This window comes from Chitinophaga sp. NPDC101104, assembly GCF_050277495.1.
Classification (GTDB): Bacteria; Bacteroidota; Bacteroidia; order Chitinophagales; family Chitinophagaceae; genus Chitinophaga.
Window position 1 is genome coordinate 2,532,625 of sequence record NZ_JBNNSF010000001.1, and the last position, 21,947, is coordinate 2,554,571.

General features: G+C 54.6%; 17 protein-coding genes. 6 read left to right on the top strand and 11 right to left on the bottom strand.

Annotated elements, in window-relative coordinates:
- Positions 1–219: 219 nt before the first annotated feature.
- The 5 genes from ACQKLP_RS10050 to ACQKLP_RS10070 all read left to right on the top strand — a co-directional run bounded on the left by ACQKLP_RS10050 (position 220) and on the right by ACQKLP_RS10070 (position 7,566).
- A complete protein-coding gene (locus ACQKLP_RS10050) occupies positions 220–3,465 on the top strand; it encodes a SusC/RagA family TonB-linked outer membrane protein (protein ID WP_427322500.1) in 3,246 nt (1,081 codons plus the stop codon).
- A 19-nt stretch (positions 3,466–3,484) separates the two neighbouring features.
- Positions 3,485–5,074 (top strand): RagB/SusD family nutrient uptake outer membrane protein, encoded by a 1,590-nt coding sequence (locus ACQKLP_RS10055; RefSeq protein WP_427322502.1) that lies wholly within the window; start codon positions 3,485–3,487, stop codon positions 5,072–5,074.
- Between the two features lie 19 nt (positions 5,075–5,093).
- Entirely contained in the window at positions 5,094–5,789 is a 696-nt protein-coding gene (locus ACQKLP_RS10060) for a hypothetical protein (protein WP_427322504.1), read from the top strand.
- A gap of 33 nt (positions 5,790–5,822) precedes the next feature.
- Positions 5,823–6,752, top strand: a complete 930-nt coding sequence (locus tag ACQKLP_RS10065) for a DUF5007 domain-containing protein (RefSeq protein WP_427322506.1) — start codon at positions 5,823–5,825, stop codon at positions 6,750–6,752.
- Between the two features lie 109 nt (positions 6,753–6,861).
- Positions 6,862–7,566, top strand: coding sequence for a DUF92 domain-containing protein (locus tag ACQKLP_RS10070; RefSeq protein WP_427322508.1), 705 nt, complete (start codon positions 6,862–6,864; stop codon positions 7,564–7,566).
- Here ACQKLP_RS10070 and ACQKLP_RS10075 read toward each other — a convergent pair.
- From ACQKLP_RS10075 to ggt, 10 genes are all read right to left on the bottom strand, one after another.
- Entirely contained in the window at positions 7,563–8,792 is a 1,230-nt protein-coding gene (locus tag ACQKLP_RS10075; RefSeq protein ID WP_427322510.1) for a hypothetical protein, read from the bottom strand. The genes ACQKLP_RS10070 and ACQKLP_RS10075 overlap by 4 nt on opposite strands.
- Positions 8,792–10,069 carry an erythromycin esterase family protein gene (locus tag ACQKLP_RS10080; protein ID WP_427322512.1) on the bottom strand — a complete coding sequence of 426 codons (1,278 nt, stop codon included), beginning with the start codon at positions 10,067–10,069 and terminating at the stop codon, positions 8,792–8,794. Before ACQKLP_RS10080 ends, ACQKLP_RS10075 begins: the two co-directional genes overlap by 1 nt.
- 191 nt (positions 10,070–10,260) lie before the next feature.
- Positions 10,261–10,986 carry a LytR/AlgR family response regulator transcription factor gene (locus ACQKLP_RS10085; protein WP_427322514.1) on the bottom strand — a complete coding sequence of 242 codons (726 nt, stop codon included), beginning with the start codon at positions 10,984–10,986 and terminating at the stop codon, positions 10,261–10,263.
- Entirely contained in the window at positions 10,983–12,080 is a 1,098-nt protein-coding gene (locus ACQKLP_RS10090) for a sensor histidine kinase (RefSeq protein ID WP_427322516.1), read from the bottom strand. The genes ACQKLP_RS10085 and ACQKLP_RS10090 overlap by 4 nt, the downstream gene beginning before the upstream one ends.
- 81 nt (positions 12,081–12,161) lie before the next feature.
- Positions 12,162–14,336, bottom strand: coding sequence for an outer membrane beta-barrel family protein (locus ACQKLP_RS10095; RefSeq protein ID WP_427322518.1), 2,175 nt, complete (start codon positions 14,334–14,336; stop codon positions 12,162–12,164).
- 182 nt (positions 14,337–14,518) lie between these two features.
- Positions 14,519–15,373 carry a TraB/GumN family protein gene (locus tag ACQKLP_RS10100; RefSeq protein WP_427322520.1) on the bottom strand — a complete coding sequence of 285 codons (855 nt, stop codon included), beginning with the start codon at positions 15,371–15,373 and terminating at the stop codon, positions 14,519–14,521.
- A gap of 12 nt (positions 15,374–15,385) precedes the next feature.
- A complete protein-coding gene (locus tag ACQKLP_RS10105; RefSeq protein WP_427322522.1) occupies positions 15,386–16,444 on the bottom strand; it encodes an aminotransferase class I/II-fold pyridoxal phosphate-dependent enzyme in 1,059 nt (352 codons plus the stop codon).
- Position 16,445: 1 nt separating this feature from the next.
- Positions 16,446–16,862 (bottom strand): hypothetical protein, encoded by a 417-nt coding sequence (locus ACQKLP_RS10110; protein WP_427322524.1) that lies wholly within the window; start codon positions 16,860–16,862, stop codon positions 16,446–16,448.
- Positions 16,859–17,386, bottom strand: a complete 528-nt coding sequence (locus tag ACQKLP_RS10115; protein WP_427322526.1) for a DUF1572 family protein — start codon at positions 17,384–17,386, stop codon at positions 16,859–16,861. The genes ACQKLP_RS10110 and ACQKLP_RS10115 overlap by 4 nt, the downstream gene beginning before the upstream one ends.
- Positions 17,387–17,425: 39 nt before the next feature.
- A complete protein-coding gene (gene ggt, locus ACQKLP_RS10120; RefSeq protein ID WP_427322528.1) occupies positions 17,426–19,111 on the bottom strand; it encodes a gamma-glutamyltransferase in 1,686 nt (561 codons plus the stop codon).
- 99 nt (positions 19,112–19,210) lie between these two features.
- Between ggt and ACQKLP_RS10125 the strand changes: the two genes are divergently transcribed.
- A complete protein-coding gene (locus ACQKLP_RS10125) occupies positions 19,211–21,706 on the top strand; it encodes a M14 family metallopeptidase (protein ID WP_427322530.1) in 2,496 nt (831 codons plus the stop codon).
- Between the two features lie 25 nt (positions 21,707–21,731).
- Here ACQKLP_RS10125 and ACQKLP_RS10130 read toward each other — a convergent pair whose 3' ends face one another.
- A complete protein-coding gene (locus tag ACQKLP_RS10130; protein ID WP_427322532.1) occupies positions 21,732–21,887 on the bottom strand; it encodes a hypothetical protein in 156 nt (51 codons plus the stop codon).
- Positions 21,888–21,947 lie beyond the last annotated feature (60 nt).

Genomic DNA, 21,947 nt, shown 5'->3' on the forward strand with positions numbered 1-21,947 from the left:
ATATTATTGATAATCAAACTAATAATTCAACTAATTTTTACGTTTTAAGTCAGACATATTTTTCGATTGATGAAATGTAATGGCATTATCATGATTTGATGCCCGGATATTTAACAAAATTTTAAACATTCTATTTTTCGGTTGAACGATTTGCAAAAGAAGTTCTACTTCGTTGCAATACGTTCAGCATCATTACCAGTTTTATCAATCAAGATTTGTATGACCAAGAAGCTACTCTTTTTGTTGGTCCTGCTAGGGGCAGCGTATGCTGTTGCCCTAGCTCAGGACCGAAAGGTGTCCGGTACAGTGACGGATGCCAAAGGTGAGGCCCTGCCCGGGGTATCTATCCGGGAAGTGGGGACCACCAACGGTACGGCAACCCTGGCCGACGGAAAATTTACCCTGACCTTAAAATCTGCCAGTCCGGCGCTGGAATTCTCCTTCATGGGGTACACCCGTACCACTATCAAAGTGGAAGGGCGCACCGATTTCAAGGTTGTACTGCAATCGGATGCGCAACAACTGAAAGACGTTGTGATCACCGGGTACGAGCAGAAGAAACGCAAAACCCTGACCACTGCAGTTACGCGGCTTGAGGGCGACGAGATCCAGAACATCCCGGCAGCATCGGTGGTGAATTTGCTGCAGGGGCGTATCGCTGGTTTGGGTGTAATTAACAACTCGGGTGCACCGGGCATCGGCGCGCCAGTGTTTATCCGCGGTAACGCCAGCGTGGCTTCCAGCTTTAACGACAACCGGATTTATTCCGATCCCCTGTACGTGGTGGACGGTATCCAGGTGCCGGCAGACCGGGCGGGCTCGAAAAGCTTTTCCGCCAACGATTTCGCCACCGGCAACAGCCCCATTTCCTGGCTGAACCCGAACGACATCGAGTCCATCGACGTATTGAAAGACGCCGCCGCCGCTGCCGTGTACGGCTCCCGTGGTGCCAACGGCGTTATCATCATCAAAACCAGAACGGCAAAAACCGGCAAGCCTAAAATCGACCTTCGCGCGTATAACGGCGTGAACTTTGCTCCGCAGCTGTTCCCTATGCTGGGCGGCAAGGCCGAACGTGAAGCGAAAGTCGACATCTGGCAGCGCTTTGCGCCGTACGATCAGCAGATGACGGGCATGCCTATCCAGATGACGGACAGCCTCAACCCGTATTTCAACAACTCTACCGACTGGCAGAGCATGTACTTCCGTACAGGCCGTATCCAGAACTACGACGCCAGCGTTTCGTCTGGCAACGAAATGGGGAACTTCCGCCTGGGCGGTGGTTATTACAACGAACAGGGCATCTTACTCAATACCGGTTTCAAACGCTATTCGGCGAGTTTCACCGGCCGCCTGTTGCCGAATAAGAAAACGACTATCCAGCTGCAATCTTACCTGGGCCGCACCGACCGTTCGCGCGGCAACAGCCGTAACGGGCAGGGTATCAGTTCCCGCGGTATCTGGAGCGTTCCTTCATCTGTTTACATGGTGCCCGACAAGAGCCCCTATGGCGGGGGGATGCTCGATGCATATACGCGCAACCGTGACAAGAACTTTACCAATACCGTCAACACCAGCTTGCAGGTAATGTATCAGTTCACGCCTGAATTGCTTTTCACCTCCACAGGGTCGATCAGCTACGCAGTGGACAAGCGTGATTACTTCTTTGCAGGTGTGGCTAACAATGGCATTTCCGAAGCCGGCCAGTACAACGGCACCAGCAACGCTTATACGATCACTAACCAGCTGTCTTATAACCGTACTTCAGCTAACAATGACCATAATTACGGTGCATTCGTGGTGCAGGAGTTCAACAAGAACACCATGGAATCCACCATCATTCAGGGCACAGGAGGAGGTTCCGATTATATACAGATCGTAAACGGATATTCGCGCAGGAATACCGTAACCCAAACGGGATTTGGCGCGAACGCGACCTCATCCGTTCTCGGTAAGGTGAACTATGGTTTCCGTGAAAAATACCTGTTCGATGCATCTCTTCGCGCAGACGGTTCCTCCAAGCTGTCGCCCGACCGCCGCTGGGGTTACTTCCCCACCTTCTCGGTGGGTTGGCGTATTACCCAGGAGCCTTTCGTGAAAAACAACCTTCCCTGGATCGACGAAGCGAAGGTGCGTTACAGCTGGGGTAAAACCGCGAACCAGTTCGTGCAGGACTACGGAAGCATCAGCAGCCTGTTGCCAATCGGCGGCGGATTCGGAGAACCCCAGGAAAACTATGTTTCTACTTACGGTGGCACACCTGTAGCGGTGCAGAACTTTGCGCAAATGCAGAATCGAGAGCTGGACTGGGAATATTCTGATCAGTCGAACCTCGGTATTGAAATTGCCGTGCTGAAAAACCGGATCAGCTTAATTGCCGATTTCTATCAGCGCTATACAGAAGGCGGCACCTATGCTGAAACGCTGCCCACCAGCTCCGGCTATTCGATGATCAACCGCAACGGGGTAGACATGCTGAACAAAGGCTTCGAGTTGACGCTCTCCGGTAAGGTGTTTAATTCCACCAAGCCAGGTGGATTTAACTGGTCGACCCGGGTGACGCTGGCCCGCAATACCACAAAAGTTGCGAAACTGCCCAACAACAACCAGCCCTGGTACCTCGATCAGCTCACCATGGTAAAAGTAGGCTCCGCACCGTATGGTTACCTGTTCATGGTGAACGACGGCGTTTGGCAAAGTGATGCCGAAGTGCCCGTGGATCCCTTCTCTGGTAAAAAACTCTACTTCGATTACGGCTATCTGCCTTACCGCGTCGGTTCTCCCCGTTTCCTCGACCTTAACGGCGACTACAAGATCAATGACCTGAACGGCGATGGCGGGCGTGAAGTGAACGACCGTATGTGGGTAGGTGATCCCAGCATCAAATTGGAAGGCGGCTGGACGAACACCTTCTCGTATAAGAACTTCACTGTAGACATGATGTTCAACTATCGATTTGGTGTTAAAGTGGTGAACTCCGCGTTGCAACGCTACTGGAACTCTACCAAAGTAACGGGTGGTTATAATCCGAACTACAAATCCTTCGATTATTTCAACGGCAACTCCCTCGATTGGGGCGGCATTCCCCCACTCGGAGAATATGACATTTTCGGCTTCGCTCCCGGCAGCCGTGGTGCGGAAGATGCACGTTTCCCGACGCTCGATTACTGGACCGGTTCTGTTCAGACATTCTGGAACATTTATGACTACAAGAGTGCTTTCGTCGAAGACGCTTCGTTCATGCGCCTGAAAAACCTCATGATCAGCTATAACGTTCCTTCGAAGACCATTCGGAGGATCGGGCTGGACAGAGCGTTGGTTTACGCCAATACGGAAAATGTATTCATCCTGACGAAATATTCCGGCAGAGATCCGGAAGGCATCGAGTTCCCGTCCGGGTACGACCGCGGCCGTAACTATCCGTTGTCCCGCAAAATTACCCTGGGCTTAAACTTGACTTTCTAATCCAAACAACTAGCATCGTATGAAAAGAGGAATATATTATTTGCTGATGGGGATGGTGGGATTAACGGCCTTTTCCTGCAACAAACAGCTGGACATAGACACGATCCAGGCCATTCCGGATGGTAAATATTGGGCGAATGAGCGTGATCTCGACGGCGCAGTGGCCGGAGCTTATGCCTTGTTGCGCTCCACTTTGGTGGAAAGCCCGATGAACACGAACGACCCTAACGGTTATCAACCGCGTTTCTTTATGTACGGAGACAGGAGGGGGCTGAACCTTACTTCCTATACTACCGGAGACCCAATCCGTTCTGGTACCGATGCTGCGCTGAAAAAAAACAGGCTGCGTAGCGAATGGGGAACAACCAATGGTTGGGATGGTATCCTGTTTAACTGGGCACCGTTTTACCAGGTGATAGAACAATGCAATATCGTTTTGGAAAATGCGGGCCGCGTACCCGAAAAACAGTTCATTACCTTCAACCGTGCGCATTATGAGGCTGAAGCCCGGTTTGTACGTGCATTCACCTACTTCTATATGGTACGTGTATGGGGGAATGTGCCGCTGGTAACGGCGCCCCGCACTACAGCGAAATTGGGCCGCACTGACTATAATAAGGTGCTGGATTTTGTGGAGTCTGAATTGAAAGCCGTTGAATCGGTTTTGCCATTGCAATATAGTAACCCGTCGATCAATGCCATCCGCGCTACCAGGGGTATGGTGCAGGCTACGCTTGCGCATTCGCTGGCATGGCGCCATAAAGATGCGGAGGCGGTGCAATTTGCTACGAAAGTCATCAGCAGCGGTGTTTACAAGTTGATCTGGGACAGTATTCCCACCCCTGAAAAACCCGTATTCCTCCAGTATCCGACCATATTCCGGGGCAGAAGTTCGGAAGGGATTATGGAAATCGACTTTGATCCTGCTACCGGTGAAGTCGGTAGAAATACCTCACTTGCGAACCTCACATTGTATGGCCCCAACCTGGCCAACCGGAACGAGCCGTTGTGGACGATCAATAACCTCAAGGTCGAAGATCCCTCCAACGCGGCAGGGTCCCGCGTGCTGGACAGGCTGAAAGATCCAAAAACAATATATCCGGACTCAACAAAAGATCAGCGGGTTGTAGCTTTCTTCCCTAAAACAGGCAGCAGCACCAAACCAGATGAATACGTTTACACCAAATATGCATGGGTGGTAGACCCCGTAAGATTCATTTATCATGCCAACATCGTGATATTCCGTTTGGCAGATATTCAGCTGCTCAGGGCCGAGTGTAATGCGCGCCTTGGGAACTTTAATGATGCCCGTAAGGATCTCAACCAGATTCGCAAAAGAGTTTGGCTGAAGGAATGGACAGGGGCTGATACCGACCTGCCACTGGAGATCTTCAAAGAACGCCGCCGCGAACTTATAGGCGAAGGGCATTATTACTACGATCTGGTGCGCACAAAGCTCATCATTTCCCCGGATTATAATAAAGTGCCCACCCGGCCCGATATGACCACGGAAGAGTTCAATGACGGTGCCTGGACATGGCCGGTTTCCAACCGTGCTTTCTCAGAAAACCCCAATATGGAACAAATGCGTTACTGGCAACGGTACTAACCGAAAAAAAACTGAAAACATGAAAAAATACATTCGTCAATATTGGTTAATGGTGGTGGCAATTGTGATGACCACCGCCTGCCAGAAGGAACATTTCTTCGATGGAGGCGTGCATACGGGCAAACTCGACATGAACATATACGACTTCCTGAAAAGCCGGCCGCTGGAGTTCGATACCATTGTTTGGATACTGGACAAAACAGGATTGGCTGAGGAAGTGAAGAAGAGCAATATCACCTTCATCGCACCCAAAGACCTTTGTGTTGTAAAATACCTCAAACAGATAGGTGGCGCCAAACTGGATACGATGAATACAGATACCCTCCGCAAGGCAATGTCGAAATACATTCTCCCCAATGTAAGGGTCTGGCGGGAGGAAGTGCCTTTTGATTACGAAGCTGCAAAAGGTGGTGGACAATTCGTTAAAACGCTGTCTGGAGATTCCCTCTTCCTGGACTCTCCCCGCCGCGACGATTACAACGGTGTGAAAGAAGCCGGCCCAAAGTTTTTCCGCGTTTGGTATCACAACGGTTATGCGAAATTCTTTAGCCGCCGCTTCGATGCCAACAACACATGGCCCGAAACAGAAGTAAATGGCAAGCGCTGGAACCCCTGGATCAGTAGCGGTATCGTGATCACCACAGATCTGCAGGCTACCAACGGGAACATCCAGGTGCTCAACGGCACGCATACCTTCAATTTCCCCTTCAAATAATATTTCATGCGGGATATTAAAAAAAATGCAATCATGAAGAAGACGACTATAATTAAAATACTACTCGGAGCAGCCGTCATCGGAAGCTTCGCATACGGATGCAGAAAAGTGGATTTGCAGGACGGGTACTTCGGAGAAAATATCCGGTATAGAGACAAGATCATGACACTCGAAACCGGGCGCGATGTCATGAAAGGGGATCTGCTGCTCGATCGATCTACCGGCCCCATCACCGTAGAACTGGCCGCCATCCGCAAATGGAACGGCCAGCCCGCTCCCGAAATGCTGCAACAGGTAGACGCGGTGGAGTGGATCGACGAATTCACCGGACAGGAGAAAACCCTCGAAGAGCTCGAAAAAAAGAAGAAGAAAGTGAAACGTCCCGTGTTCGAGATCAATAAGAACGATGGCCGCATCATCTTCCGCAAGGAAAGCTACGAAATGGACTCCTGCACTTATTTCATCGACGTAAAAGTTACTAACGGCGCCGGTTCCCGCGTAATCACCAACGCTCTGGAGATAAAGGTGGTGAAAGGCGCCGATTTTGAATACCGTAACGACTATGCATGGATCGTTTGTGCAGATTACGACGAGGCATGTTATCCCTACTTCGATTCCATTAATATTCGTTTTCAGAAAGTAGAATATATGGGAGAGGGTAGCACCGTGACTTTCCAATTTATTGCACCGGATGGTTCAGTAATAAATCCCAAATCCTTCCCCGAAGGCAGCAAACAGAAAGGTAAGCGTATGGAAGATTTTACATTCGCCTTCCGCAAGTTCGATAACCGCCTGGAATACGATGTAGCGTATCCGTTCAATACCCAGGACCGCGAATTTGAGTGGTGGGTGCCAGGCGCTACTTTCGGCAAAGACGATCATTACGATATGTTCGCTGCAGTACATTTTAGAATATTCCGGCCCGGCAACTGGAAGATTACATGGAAGGTTTTTTATCCCTGATCGAAACCCTGAATCTGAACCATAGAAGATAGGGCGGTAGCAATACCGCCCTTATTTTTTGCGCCGGAATGAACGTCCCGGAACCCGGTAAATATTTACCTTTGCCCCCATGCTCGAATACCTCCTCGTCATCCTCGCCCTGGGCGCCGGCGCCGCGGCTGCTTTCCGCCTCGGGAAACTGACCCCGCCGGCGACAGTAGCAGCCTGGTTCACGGGGATCATCGTATTCACCGGCGCCGGTTACCTGGGCCTGGGCATGCTGATCGCCTTCTTCGCCATGGGCACCCTCGCCACGGCGCACGGCAAATCCCGCAAGGCGCTCACGGGCGACGCGCAGCAACGCCGGAACGCCGGTCAGGTATTCGCCAACGGCGGCGCAGCGGCACTCATCTGTTTGCTGATCGTGGCCGCACCATCCGTAGTCATTCCTTATCCGCTGATGCTGGCCGCCACCATGGCTTCCGCAGCGGCGGACACGGTGTCTTCCGAGCTGGGAACGCTGTACGGACGGCGGTTCTACAACATACTGACTTTCGGGAAAGACGAAAATGGGCGCGATGGCGTGGTCAGCCGCGAAGGAACGCTTTTCGGCATCGCCGCATCGGCAGTGATCGGATGTATTTTCGTATCGTTTACCGGCTCGTGGACCGGCTGCTGGATCGTTGTAGTCGCCGGAACGTTGGGTAATCTCGCGGATTCCGTGCTGGGAGCAACGCTGGAAAGGAATGGCGTGATCAAAAACGACGCCGTCAATTTTCTCAACACCGTTGTAGCCGCACTGGCAGCCTGGGGATTGTGGGCGATCGCGGCTTAGCGCGTCCGCCAGATCCGGCGGACGGTTTCCTCAACATTCAACCCGTCCGGGCATTGCGGTGAGCGCGTATTACCGCGGTTGCGGATCATGCCCTTCCCCCGTTCAATGGTAACCACCCGCGCGATGGGCATTTGCAGAAACCCGTTGCTGTCGTTCTTTTTCAGCCAGTCGTACGCATATCGCAGCCACTGGTTGCGGTAAGATTCGGGTTGAAGGTAAAACCAGGATATCTCGTCGTACCCCCAGATGTAATGGGAAGTGGTATCGGCCACGCCCGGAGCGCGACTGATCCCGAAGTTATCGAACTCAACAAGATAGGGCAGGGAAGCGCATTCCCACCCGGAAGGCGTTACACACCCTTTGCTGCGGCCGTACAGCGCGTCGAGGTAACCCATCTGGAGCACCCCTTGCTGCGGCTTATCCACGACCGGTTTGATGCGCAGTGGAAAAGAGTTGAAATCCAGCAGGCTCCTGCCTTTGGTCACCATTCCGCCATGCGGCGTATGCGCGTCCAGCAATACCCATCCACGGCGTGACTCCTGCCGCGCGAACGCCCTTAACTTTTGCAGGAACCCGTCCCAGGCCGCCCAGTCACGGTCGGCCATGGCCATCAGGTTCACCTGGCCCATGTGCAGCGCCTCACAGCCCAAACGGATATACGTTCCGCAGAGGAACATGAGCCAAAGCTGCGATTCGGTGCGGGTAATATCGGGAACGCTCCTCCCTTTGCCCCAGTGGTCCACGAATTTGCCGTTGGTATTGAGCATGTCCGCATACCGGAAGCGCCGGTGCTCGACGGGCAGCCCCATCGCCAGGAAAGTCCATTCCGGTACGGTAAGACTATCGGTTTGCCGGGAAATGGCTTCGAACACCGCCGCCTGGAAAATGACTTCCGGATCGTTGGCATGCACCCTGCGCATGAGGCCCTGCGCTTTGGCGAGGAAATCCGCGTTCCCGAGGTCGGTTTCGTGGCCCCATCGGTAAATGGCCCGGCCGATGAACTTGGCGCCGATGTTCCGGATGAGCCTGATGTCGTCTTCTTTGTAGGGATAAGGGCCGTCGTTGCCGTATGGGTCTACCGCCAGGAACTCCGCCATGGTAACGGCCCGCGATAGATAATATTCCAGCGCCCGGCGGGAAATACCGGTGCTGTCCATCACCGGCTGTGCAACCGCCTGCCGCAGCATCAGCAGGCAGCATATGGAAACGACGGCCCCTTTGATCATCAGAATATCGGTTTTGTGTGTTGGGTGACGGGAATAAATACCACGAGGTCGTACAGCAGCGCCGGCGCCGATTTGAAATAGGAATCGTCTTCGCTTTTTTCTATGCCGTAGCCTACGAAACGATAGGGTTTCGGCGTTTCGAAAGCGGATTTGTCCGCCGGTTTCGCCCGGTTGAAATCGAACAGCACGCTTTTCTTCGCATACGCCTGCATCGCCGCGTTCCAGGAGTCCGCTTTCAGCGGCAGGAGCTCTTTTTGGAAGATGGGGTCGCGGAAGTTGTGGTCTGCGTTGATGTTGCGGACTTTAATGTAGGAATAGGTGCTGCCATCGCCCGAGTTCAGGCCGATATTGATGAACTGGCCGGCATGGGCGATCTGTAGCTCCTGGCCCATCCGCCCGATATCATCGATCACCGGTTTTTTCGCGACGTGTGCGTTATGCGCCCAAACGATCACCTTGGCGCCGGTCCTTTTCGCGTAATGGTTGATCCGCGCCGCCATGAGCGAATCCCTGGACATATACACGTCGCGCAGCGCGGCGGGCGCCATGGCGAAAGTGCTCCTGGCGTGGAAGAGCAGGTCTTCCGCGAGCTCGTCTTTTTCCGGGAGCGTGCGGTAAATGCTGTCGACCCTGTCTACAACGCCGTACGTTTCCGCGAAATAGTCGTAAGCCCCGTTATATTTGCCGGAATTCACCACGCGCTGCTTGCCGGGGAGGGCATAATACTGGGCCGCCCGCATGCTGCCACGCAATGCGTAATCGGCCAAAAGCTCGTTGAGCAGCGCATTATTGTATTTCGACAGGCGCTCCTGCAGCAGGTTCGGCGTCACTTCCCGGAAGCTGTCGTCACAACCGGCCAGCTTCATTTTCTTACCCTGGGGAGATGCCTGCAGCCATTGGAGGAACTCCTTCATCTCGGCAGACTGGTAGATCTCGAACAGGTGCCGCCGCATGAGGGTGTCCAGGGGTATTTTGCCGAAGCCGGCCTGGAGGCTGGCCATGTCTTCGTGCGGGTTTTCGAGGACGAACACGGTGAAGCCTTTTTCTTCGATGAGCTTCCGGGTGAGGGCGTGCCGGAATTTGTAGTAGTCGCCGGTGCCGTGGGTTTCTTCACCGATCGCCACCACGCGCTTGTCGCCGATGCGGCGGACGATCTCGTCGATCGCAGTTCTGGCCGCCGGGTCAATTTCGGTGCTGATGGATTTCCACTGTTCCGGCGTTTGGGCGAAAGCCGTCACGGAACAGCATAGGAGTACGGGGAGTAAGATCTTCTTCATAGCTAAAATTGAAATGGGATTTGGTTGAACCGGGACGCCATGCTGCCAGCGCCGGGGGTAAACAAATATAATATCCGGTTTGCATATAAAAAACGGCGCCACCCATGCCGGGAGCCGCCGTTTTAGCCGTTCGTTTAGCAATATCGGATGAAAAGGGCCGCCGGGATTCAATTTTCCGTGGCCGCAATGCGTTATTTCTTGTTGGTCATGATTTTGTCTTTCATGAGGTTCATGAACGTTTCGCGGTAGGTATCGCCTACGGGCACTTTTTCGTCGGAATTGTCGAGGTGGACGGTGTTCCCTTCGATCATCCGGATGGAGCCGGTGGCGAGGAGGAACGATTTGTGGGTGCGCACGAAATCGGCGGCAGGGAGGCGTTCTTCCAGGTCTTTCATGTTCAGCAGAGCGATGATCTTTTCGCCGTTCCGGATGTGGATCTTCACGTAGTTTTTCAATCCTTCGATGAAAATAATATCGCGGATATTGATCTTGATGAGTTTCCCTTTCTGTTCGGTTTTCACGAAAATGAAGTCGCTGTCTTCTTTCACCGGCGGTGTTGCGGGTTGGATAAGCGTCAATGCGCGCTGGGCCCCTTTGATGAACCGCGCGAAGGAGATGGGCTTCAGGAGGTAATCCACCACTTCGTTTTCGAAACCTTCCATGGCATATTCGCTGTAGGCGGTGGTGAGGATCACTTTGCATTTGCCGTTGATGGCCTTGATGAAATCGATCCCCGTCATGGAGGGCATCTGGACGTCGAGGAAAATAAGGTCTACTTTATGCTGATGCAATACCTGCAAGCCTTCCAGCGGGTCGGTGGTGGAATAGAGGAGGTTGAGGAAAGGCGTTTGGCGGATGTGGTGCGTCAGCAGGTCGATGGCGTGCTGCTCGTCGTCGATGATAATGCAGTTAATCATTTTTTATGCAGTTGAATGATCAGTTCGGCGGTATAGAAATGTTCCGTTTCGTTGATGGTGAAGCTGTAGTTTCCCTGGTACGTCAATTGCAGCCGCTGGCGCACGTTGTTGAGGCCGATGCTGGTGGAGAGCTCCTTGGGCCCCTGTTTCTTTTTATTGCCGATGTAAAACCGGATGCGCTGGTCGTCTGCTTCGGTGCGGACAACGAGCGGGTTGGCCGGGTCGAGAAGATCGCCGTGCTTGAACGCGTTTTCCACGAGGGTGATGAGGATGAGCGGGGCGATGCGCGCACCGGGATTTTCGAGCTGCTCGCTGTATTGGATGCTGAGCTTGTTGTTGAACCGCATCTGGTTGATCCCGATCACGTTTTTCATATGGGTGATCTCTTTGGTGAGGGCCACCTTTCCCTCGGCGTCTTCTTCCTTCCCCAAAGCATACCGCATAATGTCCGAAAGCAGCAGTACGGCGTTGGATACCTCCTCGCTGAGGGGCACCGTCTTGCTATAAATAAAACTCAGCGAATTGAACAGGAAATGCGGGTTGATCTGGTACTTGATGGCGCTGAGCTCTGCGTCCATCTTCTGCTTTTCCAGTTCCTTCTGCAATTTCTCCCGGCGGCTGAAATGCATGAAAACGGCCACCACGAAGGTAATGGCGAGATTGAACAGGTAGGTGAATATCTGTGTGAGGGAAAAAACGAACATTTTGTTGGCCGTCATGAATTTGGTCACCTTGTCCGACCGGCCATTTACTTCATACACCGTTTTGGCGTATTCGTATAACATCGAGTACCCGAACTTAACGGCAAAGAGGATGGCTACCACCGCCACGAAGCGCCCCCACCGGTTTTCCTGCAAGCCCGGCAGCCAGGCCAGGAAAATAAGCACATAGTAGGTGATGGTGAACTCTACGACCGACCGGAAAATGGTGATCCACGTGCCCCCGAAGCGTTCGTAGGCGTTCGCCGTGAGGTCGGGGTCGAGGGTGTAAATGAAAAGGAAGGTGATGATGTTCCAGACGAGCGCGATGGAGAACAGCGTCAGGATCCTTTTCCATTCCCGTTTAAAAAATTGGCCGGTTTTGTCCATTAACATGTGCAGGAGGGTGTGCTTTCGTTCAAAAATACTGAAAATAAGACGAGAAAGCCCCCATGCGGGGGCTTCCTGGTTAAATGGTTAAAAGCCCTGTTGCGTGGATGTTCGTCCGGATTCGGTCTCGATGCTGTTCTTCCGCGCTTTCGCGGCTTTTACGTTCGAGTTGCCGAATTTGTAATTGAACGTCAGGTTCACGGCGCGCGTGTCCATGTTCATCCTGCCCAGGTTATTGATGGATGAATATTGCACTTTGTATCGCATCTGGTTCGTGTTGAAGATGTCTACCGCCGCCAGTTTCAGGGAGCCGTTGCCCTTCATGATGGCTTTGCTCAGCCCCAGGTCTACGTTCCCCTGTGTTTTCAGGACGGCGTAGCCCGCCATGATAGGCCCGCGCAGGTTGCCGTTCACCTCTGCCGTGAAGCCCTTGGGCAGCGTGAAGGAGTTCTGGATATTGGCGAAGGCGGTCACGCTGTTCTTCTTGTAATCGATACCGTCCAGCTTGGTATTAATACCGAGGTACAGGCCGGTCACGGTAAATGTGGAGCGGATCTTGGGGGTGAAGGGCTTCACCCACACCACGTTCGCATACGCCAGGTTGAAATTGGTCTGGTTGTCGAAGCTCATGATCTGCACTTTGGTGACGGGGTCCTGGCGGAAGGTCATGCTCAGGTTGTCGGTCATCCGGGTAAACGCCACCGTGGTGAACAGCTGGTATTTGTGGCTCCAGGTGGCCTGTACCGCTTGCGAAAGCATGGGCTTGATGTTCGGGTTGCCCTGGCGGAGCGAGTAAGCGTTCACGTAGGTGATGAAAGGGTTCACGATGTCGAACCCGAAACGGTTGATGCTCCTGCGGTAGCTGAAACTGAACTGGTCCGTCTGGCTCATGGCATAGGAGGCAGACGCACTGGGGAACAACTGCACGTAATCGCGGGAGAATTGTTGGTCCATGGTCAGACTGTTCCCTTTCGCATTGGTGTGCTCCATCCGCAGCATGGCGCTGAACGTCCATTTCTTGATGGTTTTGGTGGCGCCGGCATACGCTGCGTTCACGTTTTCCTTATATATGAAGTGGTTCGTTTTGCTGGGATCGTTTTCCCATTTGCCGCTCTCCATCGTTTCCCAATGCATGTTGTTGTCGGTTTCGGTGAAGGTGGTCTTCAACCCTGCTTCCAGCTTGAACGCTTTGAACTGCTGGGTGTAATCCGCGCTGAGGGAATACAGGTCGATAGCGGATTCGGTAAAGTTGCGGATGTGGGTGGAGCTGCCGATGGGTGCTTCCGTCACATAAGCGTGGTATTGGCCGGAAAACTGGTCGTCCCAGTCTTTACGGTGATTGAAGTAATCGGCATTGATGGTCAGTTCGTTCTTGTTTTTGGCGCTGGCGGTACGGAAGTACGCGTTCACGCTGGGATTGACGAGGCGCTGCGTACCGGTGGCGCCCTGGCGGAAAATGGAGTCCGGCAGGGTGGTGTAGTTATCGCCCAGCCGGGTGCGGCGGTTGAACATGCTTTTCATGAGCACCCCGGCAGAGGAGGTTTTGGAGAGGTCGAAGTCGGCTCCTGCGCGCAGGTTATGCGTATGCTTGTTTTCGCGGTTATAATCGCTTTCGGTGAGCACATAACCGTCGGTATACAGCCGGTCGTTGGTGTTGTGGGTGAACGTTTGGGCATAGTTATGATCATACCCGCCGTACAGGTTCACGCCCTTGCTGCGGTGGTTCAGCGTAATGCCCTCGGTGGTGCGGAGGTAGCGCCCGAAGCCGCCGGTCAGCGTCATGTTGCCGTTGGTGCCGAGGTCTTTGGGCTTGAACATTTTGATGTTGATGATGGCGCCGTCCTGCGCGTCGTATTTACCGCTGGGCATGCTCATCAGCTCGATCTTGTCGATGTTGCTGCCTGCGGTGGAGGCGAGAAGGGTTTTGAGGTCTTCCCCGCTGAGGCGCGCCGGCCGCCCGTCGAGGTAAACGGTCACGGGCTTGCCGTTGAGCTGGAGGTTGTTGTTATTGTCTGTGATGACGCCGGGAGATTTGGTGACCACGTCCCAGGCATTGGAGCCCGCGGCGGTTACCGACTTCCCGACGTTCACGATCATGGTGCCGCCCTGCATGGTAACAGGGGGCGTGGTGCTGGTGACTTCATGGGTCTTGAGCTGCTTGACGGAAGGAGCGGGGATGCTGTCTTTCTTTTGCTGCGCATGGGCGGAAGGAGCTGCGGAAAGAATAGTTGCTGAAATGATAGCGGTTAAAAAGGTTTGCATACACTGAATTTGATGATGCAAACTTATACCGGCGTTCGCCGGACTAAAAATTCGATACACCAACAGCCTGTTTTACATGATGAAACCGGTTTGCGGTTGACGAATCGCGCTACCTCCGCAGTACAAAGAAAAAAGCCGTCTTCCTACGAAAACGGCGTTGAATGCATTTGATAATCAATTATTTATTTCACCGGTTCCACCTTGAAACCCTTCTTCTTCAGCAGGTTGATCACTCCTTTCTCACCGCCCAGGTGCATGGCCCCCACGGCAAAAAGCGCCCCGTTCTGCCGCATGGCCTTGTCCATCACAGGGATCCAGTTGCGGTTGCGGTTGTACACGAGCACATCTTCATATCCTTTGAATTCGGGCGATTCCCCCAGCATCTGGTGCAACGCGGCCACATCGCCCTTTTTGTAATTGGCGATCAGCCGGCTGAAAATCGCTTTCTGCTTGGGAATGTCATTAATATAGTCCATGATCATGCGCGCCTCCAGCGAGTCGGGCATGTTGTCGAACACGGCAATCTGGTCGGTGATGTCTTCCAGCCCTTCCACCGGCTTGCCGGCGCCTTTGGCCAGTTCCATGAGCTTCTGTTCGTAGGAAACGGAAGTTTTGCATTCCAGCATCCTGGGAAGGATCACGCTGAGCAACACCATGGGCTTCATCTTTTTAAAGTTGACGAGGTCCATGCCCAGGCTGTCGCTCATGAAACGGTCCAGCTTTTTGAAATCTGCCGGGGTAAAGGCGTCCGACAGGGAATAGCCCGGTTCGTTGCTTTGCAGCAGCGGTGCCATGGCCAGCATGAGCTTCGGGTCGTCCATATCTACTTCGAGGTAGAGCGATTGGGTGGTTTTGACCGCTTTTTCCAGTCCGCCGGGCATTTTGAAATCCTGCTCGCAGATCAGGTGGACGGTCCCGTAGAGGTACGACGGCTGTGTGAGGCCGTTGCCTGAAATCCTGTACAGCAGCGTTTGTTGGGCAAAAGCAGGGATCGTGAGGCAGAGGGATGCGATGGCGGCGAGCGTTTTTTTGAACATGAAGCGGAGCATTTAAGTATGGGAATAATATTGAACGAGCTGGGCGGCGATCATTTCGAGATCGTCCGGTGTATGAAGGGCCGACAGGATGATCCGGTTGATACGGTCGCCCTGGGGATCGGGATAGGCAAAGGAAGAAATGAGCGAATCGCGGGACAGCAGCCAGCTATACACGGCTTCCGACGGGTCTTCCAGCACGAACATGGGCAGTTCGTACGGATGCGGCAGTTCATCGATGGGACCGGTCAGCCGTTCCAGTGCGGTAATATTGCCGCGGAGCAGTTTGCGTGCCTCCGAAAAAGCATGCTCCGCTTTCAGCCAGGCGTATGCGTTCGCAGGAATGATCGGCGTGCTGGCCGTGAAAAGCGGTAGCCGGCGGATGGCGGCGATATCCGCCGCGTGCCCCGCCACCAGGCCACCTTCCAGGCTGTACGCCTTCGCCAGTGATGCGGTGATCAGGTAATGCGCGTTCTCCGAGGCCGGCAACATCCCTGAAATCCCTTCACCCCGCGCGCCCAACACACCTATCCCGTGCGAATCGTCGATCAGGACGAGGGCTTTACGCTCCAGGCGCGCCAATGCACTGAAATCATGCACTTCGCCGCGCAACGGGTCCACCGCGTCGCTGATGAGTACGTAAGTGTGGTCCGGCTCGCGGTTGAGCATGTCTACCGTCGTATCCAGCCAGGCTTCCCAATTGCCGGAAGTCACCGCCGCTCCGGGATAGCGCAATGCAGGGTGCGCACCGGGCGCATACAACGGCGTTCCCCGGGTAACGGCGTAGGTAACGGCCGCCTGGGCGGAAAGGTAGCCCGACGAGAAGCAGGCCGCCGCCTGTTGGCCGGTATGCACCGCCAGCGCATGTTCCAGCTCCTCGTACAACCGCAGTTGCAGGTTGCCGATGCGGCTGCTGGGGTACACGCTGCCGAAGCGTTCCTGTCCTTCCGCCAGCAATTGCCGGAAAACGGGAGACGTGTGCATCCCCAGGTACGAAAACCCGGAGAAGAACAGCATTTCACGGCCGTCGCAAACGACCGTCCTGCCAGGCATACTGTCTGTTATCTTGACCATGTTATTGTTTGCGGGTGCGGAGTACGAAATAATATTCGCCGGTCGTCACTTTCATGTCGAATTCCGTGTCCGTCAATTTCACTACCTCCACCAAATGCTCAGACCCGCGCGATCCGTTGGCGCCCGTCACCGAAATGATCTTGCCATTGCTGAGCAGGGAATACTTCCCGCTGTCGGGCACACCGCCGATGGTGGCGATGAAGAGGTCATTGTCGAGAAACTGGTAGTAAGCGTCGCTGTAATATCCGTCTTTCAGGTCTTTGGCCTGCGAAGCCTGTACGTGATTATATGAACTTCCCGCGGGAACGGTCACATCGTAGACTTTCCATTTCTTGTGTTGCAGCAGGGCGTTCGTTTTACCGGAATTGCAGGCGGCGAGCGCTATCGCGGCCGAAAGGAAGAGGATGGGTATTTTCATTTGCCGGCGGCTTTTTCGTCGTTGAATTGTTGCGACCGCCCCACGGGAATGGATAAACTGTCCCATGCGTCTGCCCGCATGATCTTGCCGAGATACACGATCTGGCCTACGTGGTACGGATAATGGGAAAGCTGGCGGTTGAGGGCGTCCATCACGGTATGTGGTTCGGTGCGGATGTAGACCGTTTTGCCAAGGTCTTCTTCCGACAAGCTGTCGATGGCGCTGATGAGGCAATCCCATCCCTTGTTCCACATAACCAGCAAATCGGCCATGGTAGCGTCTGGCGCATCGTCGATGAACTCGGCGTCGCGCTGGCGCCAGGGTTTTTCACCATCGCTGGTAAGGAAATCCGTGAAGCGCGACAGCATATTCCCGCTCATATGTTTGACGATGATGTAAATATTGTTGGGCTGGCCCGCAGGCTGCCAGTGGATCTGCTGATCGTTCAGCTGCCGGAAGGTTTTCTCGGCCAGGTCCTTGTAGGAGAGCAGTCGTTTCTTCGCACTGTCCAGGTAAAGTCTCATACGGTTTGATCTTTTTGTTGGAAGATTAAATGTACGAATTTATTCACCGGCCACGCTGTCGTCTCCCCGCCAATCGCCTACCGCTTCGATCTTCCCGTTTTCGATGCGGATGAGTTCCGTCCGGCTCCAGGGTACGCCTGTTTTCAACGTATATCCCATTTTTTCCAGTGCGAGGCGCGTGGCTTCCGGGAATTCCTTTTCGATGCGCACTTCATCCGGCCACCACTGATGGTGGAATTTAGGGGCGTTGACGTTGGTTTTCGCGTCGAGGCCGAACACGATGTCGTTCATGATCGTCTGGAACATGGATGTGATGATGGTGGAACCTCCCGGCGTGCCGGTCACCAGGTACGGCTTCCCGTTTTTCAGCACGATGGTAGGCGTCATGGAGCTCAGCATGCGCTTTCCCGGCGCTATGGCATTGGCTTCCGTACCGAGGAGGCCGTACATGTTGGGGGCGCCGGGCTTCACGGAGAAGTCGTCCATCTCGTTATTGAGCAGGAACCCCGCGCCGCCGACCACCACTTTGCTGCCGTAACTGCCGTTCAGTGTTGTGGTAACGGCTACTGCATTGCCTTCGGCGTCTACAACGCTGAGGTGGGTGGTTTCCGTGCTCTCGAAAGGCCCGCCGGCGTTGACGCCCTTGCTGGGCGTGGGTTTGCCGGGTGTGAAGTCTGCCATGCGCTGCCGCAGATAGGCGTTGCCGGTCAATTGCGCTACCGGAACTTTCACGAAGTCGGGATCGCCCAGGAACTCGGCACGGTCGGCATATGCCCGCCTTTCCGCTTCGATCATGCGCTGAACGGCTTCCGGGCTGTGGAACGCGAACCGTTCCGGATGCGTGGCATCCACCATGCCGAGCATTTGCTGCAGCCCGATGCCGCCGCTGCTGGGGAGGGGCATGCTGATGACGGTATGCCCGCGGAATTCGAATTCCACGGGTTTACGGGAAGCCGCTTTATAGGCGGCCATGTCTTTCCCGGTGATGATCCCGCCACCGCGTTTCATTTCTGCGGCCAGGAGTTTCGCGGTTTCCCCGGCATAAAATCCTTTCATGCCTTTCCGCGCGATCCGGCGCAGGGTGCCGGCGAGGTCCCGCTGTACGAGGGTGTCTCCCGGTTTCCAGGGCGTATCTTTCACGAACGCCACGGGGCGCGTGTTCAGCTGGATGAATGCTTCCCGTAAACGGTTTAGCCCGTCCGCCTCGTGCGCCGTGATCACGAACCCTTTCTCCGCCAGTTCGATGGCAGGGGCCGCGAGGCGGGAGAGGGGAAGCCTGCCATATTCCTGCGATGCCACGAGCCCCGCTACCGTTCCGGGGACACCTGCGGCCAGGTGCCCGTCCAGCGACTTGCGCACTACCGGGTTCCCGGCGGAATCCAGGTACATATCACGGTGCGCCCTGGCCGGGGCTTTCTCGCGGTAGTCGATCGAAACCGTCCGCCCGTCGGCCAGCCGCGCCACCATAAAGCCTCCTCCGCCCAGATTCCCCGCCGCCGGGTATACGACGGCCAGCGCCAGTTGCACCGCGATCGCCGCATCCACGGCATTGCCGCCTTCCCGCATGATCCGCGCACCCGCCTCGCTGGCCAGCGGATGGGCGCTCGATACGGCGAACCGCTTCGCTTCCATGTATTTACGAATGGAATAATGGTACGGGCCGGGCTGCTGCGCCACGGAAACAAGACAGGCCAACAGCAGCAGGGGGAACAAAAAAATGCGCATAGGTCTCGAGCGTTTCGCCCTAAAATACGGATATTTTCCGGGTTGGGAGGCGCTACCGCGATGCGCTTTTTCCCTATCTTAGCCGGATACTACGACCATATGAAGTCCTTTTTCTGCTCCATTATCCTGACTATCTCCCTGCTGGCCGCCCGGGCGCAGCAATCCCCCTCGGAATTCCTCGGATATCCGCTGGGGACGAGGTTTACGCCACATCATAAAGTAGTGGATTATTTCCGTAAGCTGGCCGACGGCAACCGCATGGTAAAGCTCGAGACGTACGGACAAACCTACGAAGGGAGGCCCCTCTTCCTGGCAGTGCTGTCTACGCCGGAAAACATCGCGCGGATAGAAGATATCAGGAAAGGGAACCTTGCACTGCTGGAGGGCGGAGCCACGAAAGACCAGCCCGTTATCATCTGGCTGAGCTATAACGTGCACGGCAACGAAGCCGTGTCTACCGAAGCGGCCATGCGCACGGCGCATTCGCTGTTGACCGACCGCCAGGAACTGCTGAAGAATGCAGTGATCATCATCGATCCCTGCCTGAACCCGGACGGGCGCGACCGCTACGTGAATTTCTACAATTCCGTGCACGCCCGCATCCCCGATGCTACGCCTTTCTCACGGGAGCATGTGGAGCCCTGGCCCGGTGGCCGCCCCAATCACTATTATTTCGATCTGAACCGCGACTGGGCCTGGCAATCGCAGGTAGAGTCGCGGCAGCGCGTGGCCCAGTATAACCGCTGGATGCCGCAGGTGCATGTAGATTTTCATGAACAGGGGGTAGACGCGCCGTATTATTTCGCGCCGGCGGCGGAACCGCTGCACGATGCTGTAACCGAATGGCAGCGCGCCTTCCAGACACAGATCGGAAAACATAACGCAACTTATTTCGATGCCAACGGCTGGCTGTATTTCACCAAAGAGCAGTTCGACCTGTTCTATCCCAGTTACGGCGATACCTATCCCACCTACAACGGCGCCATCGGGATGACGTACGAGCAGGGAGGAAGCGGCCGCGCCGGCCTGGCGATCCTCAACCGCGAAGGCGATACGCTGCGGTTGAAAGACCGGCTCGACCATCACTTTACGACCGGTATCGCTACCATAGAAGTTTCCGTGGCACAAGCGGGAAAACTGGTGGACGAATTCGGGAAATTCTTCCGGGATGCCCGCCAGCAGCCGGTTAGCGAATACAAAACTTTCGTGGTGAAGAGTGGTGGAAATACCGAAAAGCTCATGTCGCTGGTGGAAACGCTGCGCAGGAACGATATTAAATACGGCTTCGCGACGGGTAACTCCTCCGGTAATGGCTTCAATTATTTTACGGGCAAAACGGAGAATTTTTCCATCGAAAAAGGCGACCTGGTGGTGAGCGCCTACCAGCCGCGCTCCACGATGGTGCGCGTGCTTTTTGAGCCGGTAGCCCGGCTGACGGACAGCGTCACTTACGACATTACCGCCTGGGCGATGCCTTACGCTTACGGATTGCCCGCCTACGCCGTGAAGGCGCGGCTGCAGCCTGCGGTTTCGGATGCGCCGGAGAAAATAGTGGTCCCTCCGGCGGAGGGTGCCACGTACGCCTACCTCGCCGCCTGGAACAGTATGAAAGACGTGAAATTCCTCGCCGCATTGCTCAACCGCAACATGCGGGTCCGGTATGCAGAGGCGCCGTTCACTATCGGAGGGAAAATCCATCCCGCCGGTACGCTGATCATTACCAAATCGGGCAATAGCTCGCTGGATGCGGTTCCCGCATTAGCTGCGCGTATGGGCGTGAACGTTACCCGCGTACCAACGGGGTTTGTAGACAAAGGGGCCGATTTCGGTTCAGATAAGATCCGCTTCATCCGCAAGCCCAAAGTCGGCGTGCTCGCCGGAGATGGTGTGTCGTCCCTGGGAATGGGCGAAGTCTGGCATTACTTCGAAGAACAGATAGAATATCCGCTGACGGTGTTGCCCGTGGCGGCATTGCCCGGTTCCAGCTGGAAGGATCTCGATGTGCTGATCATCCCCGACGGCAGATATGAAGCGTTGAAAGATAAAAATACGGCTTCCCGCCTGAAAGACTGGGTTGCTGCCGGTGGCCGCCTGATCGTGATGGAAGATGCGGTGGCGCAACTGGCGGAAGGAGAGTGGGGGATCGCCATGAAGAAGGAAAAGGAAGATGAGAAGGAAGAAGCCGACGAGAAAGCAGTCCCAAGCCCATATGTCAACTTAAAATCCTACGCCAACCGGGAGCGCGAAAGCGTATCGGGATTCATCCCCGGGGCGATCTACAAAGTGCACCTGGACAAAACCCATCCGCTGGCATTCGGCTATCCTGAATATTACTATACGCTGAAACAGAATGATCAGTTGCTGGCGTATTTCAAGGACGATGGCTGGAACGTGGGCGCGCTCAAGGGCGACGACTACCTGACCGGCTTCGTGGGCGCCACGGCCCGGGAGCGTCTCCGCGACGGCCTCATTTTCGGCGTCAAGGAAATCGGCACCGGAGAAGTGGTGCTGATGACGGATAACCCGCTCTTCCGCTCCTTCTGGGAAAACGGTAAACTGCTTTTCGGCAACGCCGTGTTCTTCGTGGGGCAGTAATGCAGGAAAATCAATACGAAGTATATCAGGAAACGCCGGTACGATTGATTATCAAAGTAACGATGCTGTCGGCTATTGTATTGAGCTGATCCAATATTGTGTTTTCAGCATCCGGCCACTTATTTTCAATTTCGGATCTTTCATTCCAGTCGAGCGCTGAAATACTGGCATTGGCGGGCATATCCAGTGAATTTGAATGGGAATTGAATATACCGTTCACATTGTAGCAACTTCCGCTGCC

Excerpts from the sequence above, each read along its gene's own strand:
- ACQKLP_RS10050 (WP_427322500.1), top strand. The coding sequence starts at position 220 with ATGACCAAGAAGCTACTCTTTTTGTTGGTCCTGCTAGGGGCAGCGTAT.
- ACQKLP_RS10055 (WP_427322502.1), top strand. The coding sequence starts at position 3,485 with ATGAAAAGAGGAATATATTATTTGCTGATGGGGATGGTGGGATTAACG.
- ACQKLP_RS10060 (WP_427322504.1), top strand. The coding sequence starts at position 5,094 with ATGAAAAAATACATTCGTCAATATTGGTTAATGGTGGTGGCAATTGTG.
- ACQKLP_RS10065 (WP_427322506.1), top strand. The coding sequence starts at position 5,823 with ATGAAGAAGACGACTATAATTAAAATACTACTCGGAGCAGCCGTCATC.
- ACQKLP_RS10070 (WP_427322508.1), top strand. The coding sequence starts at position 6,862 with ATGCTCGAATACCTCCTCGTCATCCTCGCCCTGGGCGCCGGCGCCGCG.
- ACQKLP_RS10075 (WP_427322510.1), bottom strand. The coding sequence starts at position 8,792 with ATGATCAAAGGGGCCGTCGTTTCCATATGCTGCCTGCTGATGCTGCGG.
- ACQKLP_RS10080 (WP_427322512.1), bottom strand. The coding sequence starts at position 10,069 with ATGAAGAAGATCTTACTCCCCGTACTCCTATGCTGTTCCGTGACGGCT.
- ACQKLP_RS10085 (WP_427322514.1), bottom strand. The coding sequence starts at position 10,986 with ATGATTAACTGCATTATCATCGACGACGAGCAGCACGCCATCGACCTG.
- ACQKLP_RS10090 (WP_427322516.1), bottom strand. The coding sequence starts at position 12,080 with ATGTTAATGGACAAAACCGGCCAATTTTTTAAACGGGAATGGAAAAGG.
- ACQKLP_RS10095 (WP_427322518.1), bottom strand. The coding sequence starts at position 14,336 with ATGCAAACCTTTTTAACCGCTATCATTTCAGCAACTATTCTTTCCGCA.
- ACQKLP_RS10100 (WP_427322520.1), bottom strand. The coding sequence starts at position 15,373 with ATGTTCAAAAAAACGCTCGCCGCCATCGCATCCCTCTGCCTCACGATC.
- ACQKLP_RS10105 (WP_427322522.1), bottom strand. The coding sequence starts at position 16,444 with ATGGTCAAGATAACAGACAGTATGCCTGGCAGGACGGTCGTTTGCGAC.
- ACQKLP_RS10110 (WP_427322524.1), bottom strand. The coding sequence starts at position 16,862 with ATGAAAATACCCATCCTCTTCCTTTCGGCCGCGATAGCGCTCGCCGCC.
- ACQKLP_RS10115 (WP_427322526.1), bottom strand. The coding sequence starts at position 17,386 with ATGAGACTTTACCTGGACAGTGCGAAGAAACGACTGCTCTCCTACAAG.
- ggt (WP_427322528.1), bottom strand. The coding sequence starts at position 19,111 with ATGCGCATTTTTTTGTTCCCCCTGCTGCTGTTGGCCTGTCTTGTTTCC.
- ACQKLP_RS10125 (WP_427322530.1), top strand. The coding sequence starts at position 19,211 with ATGAAGTCCTTTTTCTGCTCCATTATCCTGACTATCTCCCTGCTGGCC.
- ACQKLP_RS10130 (WP_427322532.1), bottom strand. The coding sequence starts at position 21,887 with ATGCCCGCCAATGCCAGTATTTCAGCGCTCGACTGGAATGAAAGATCC.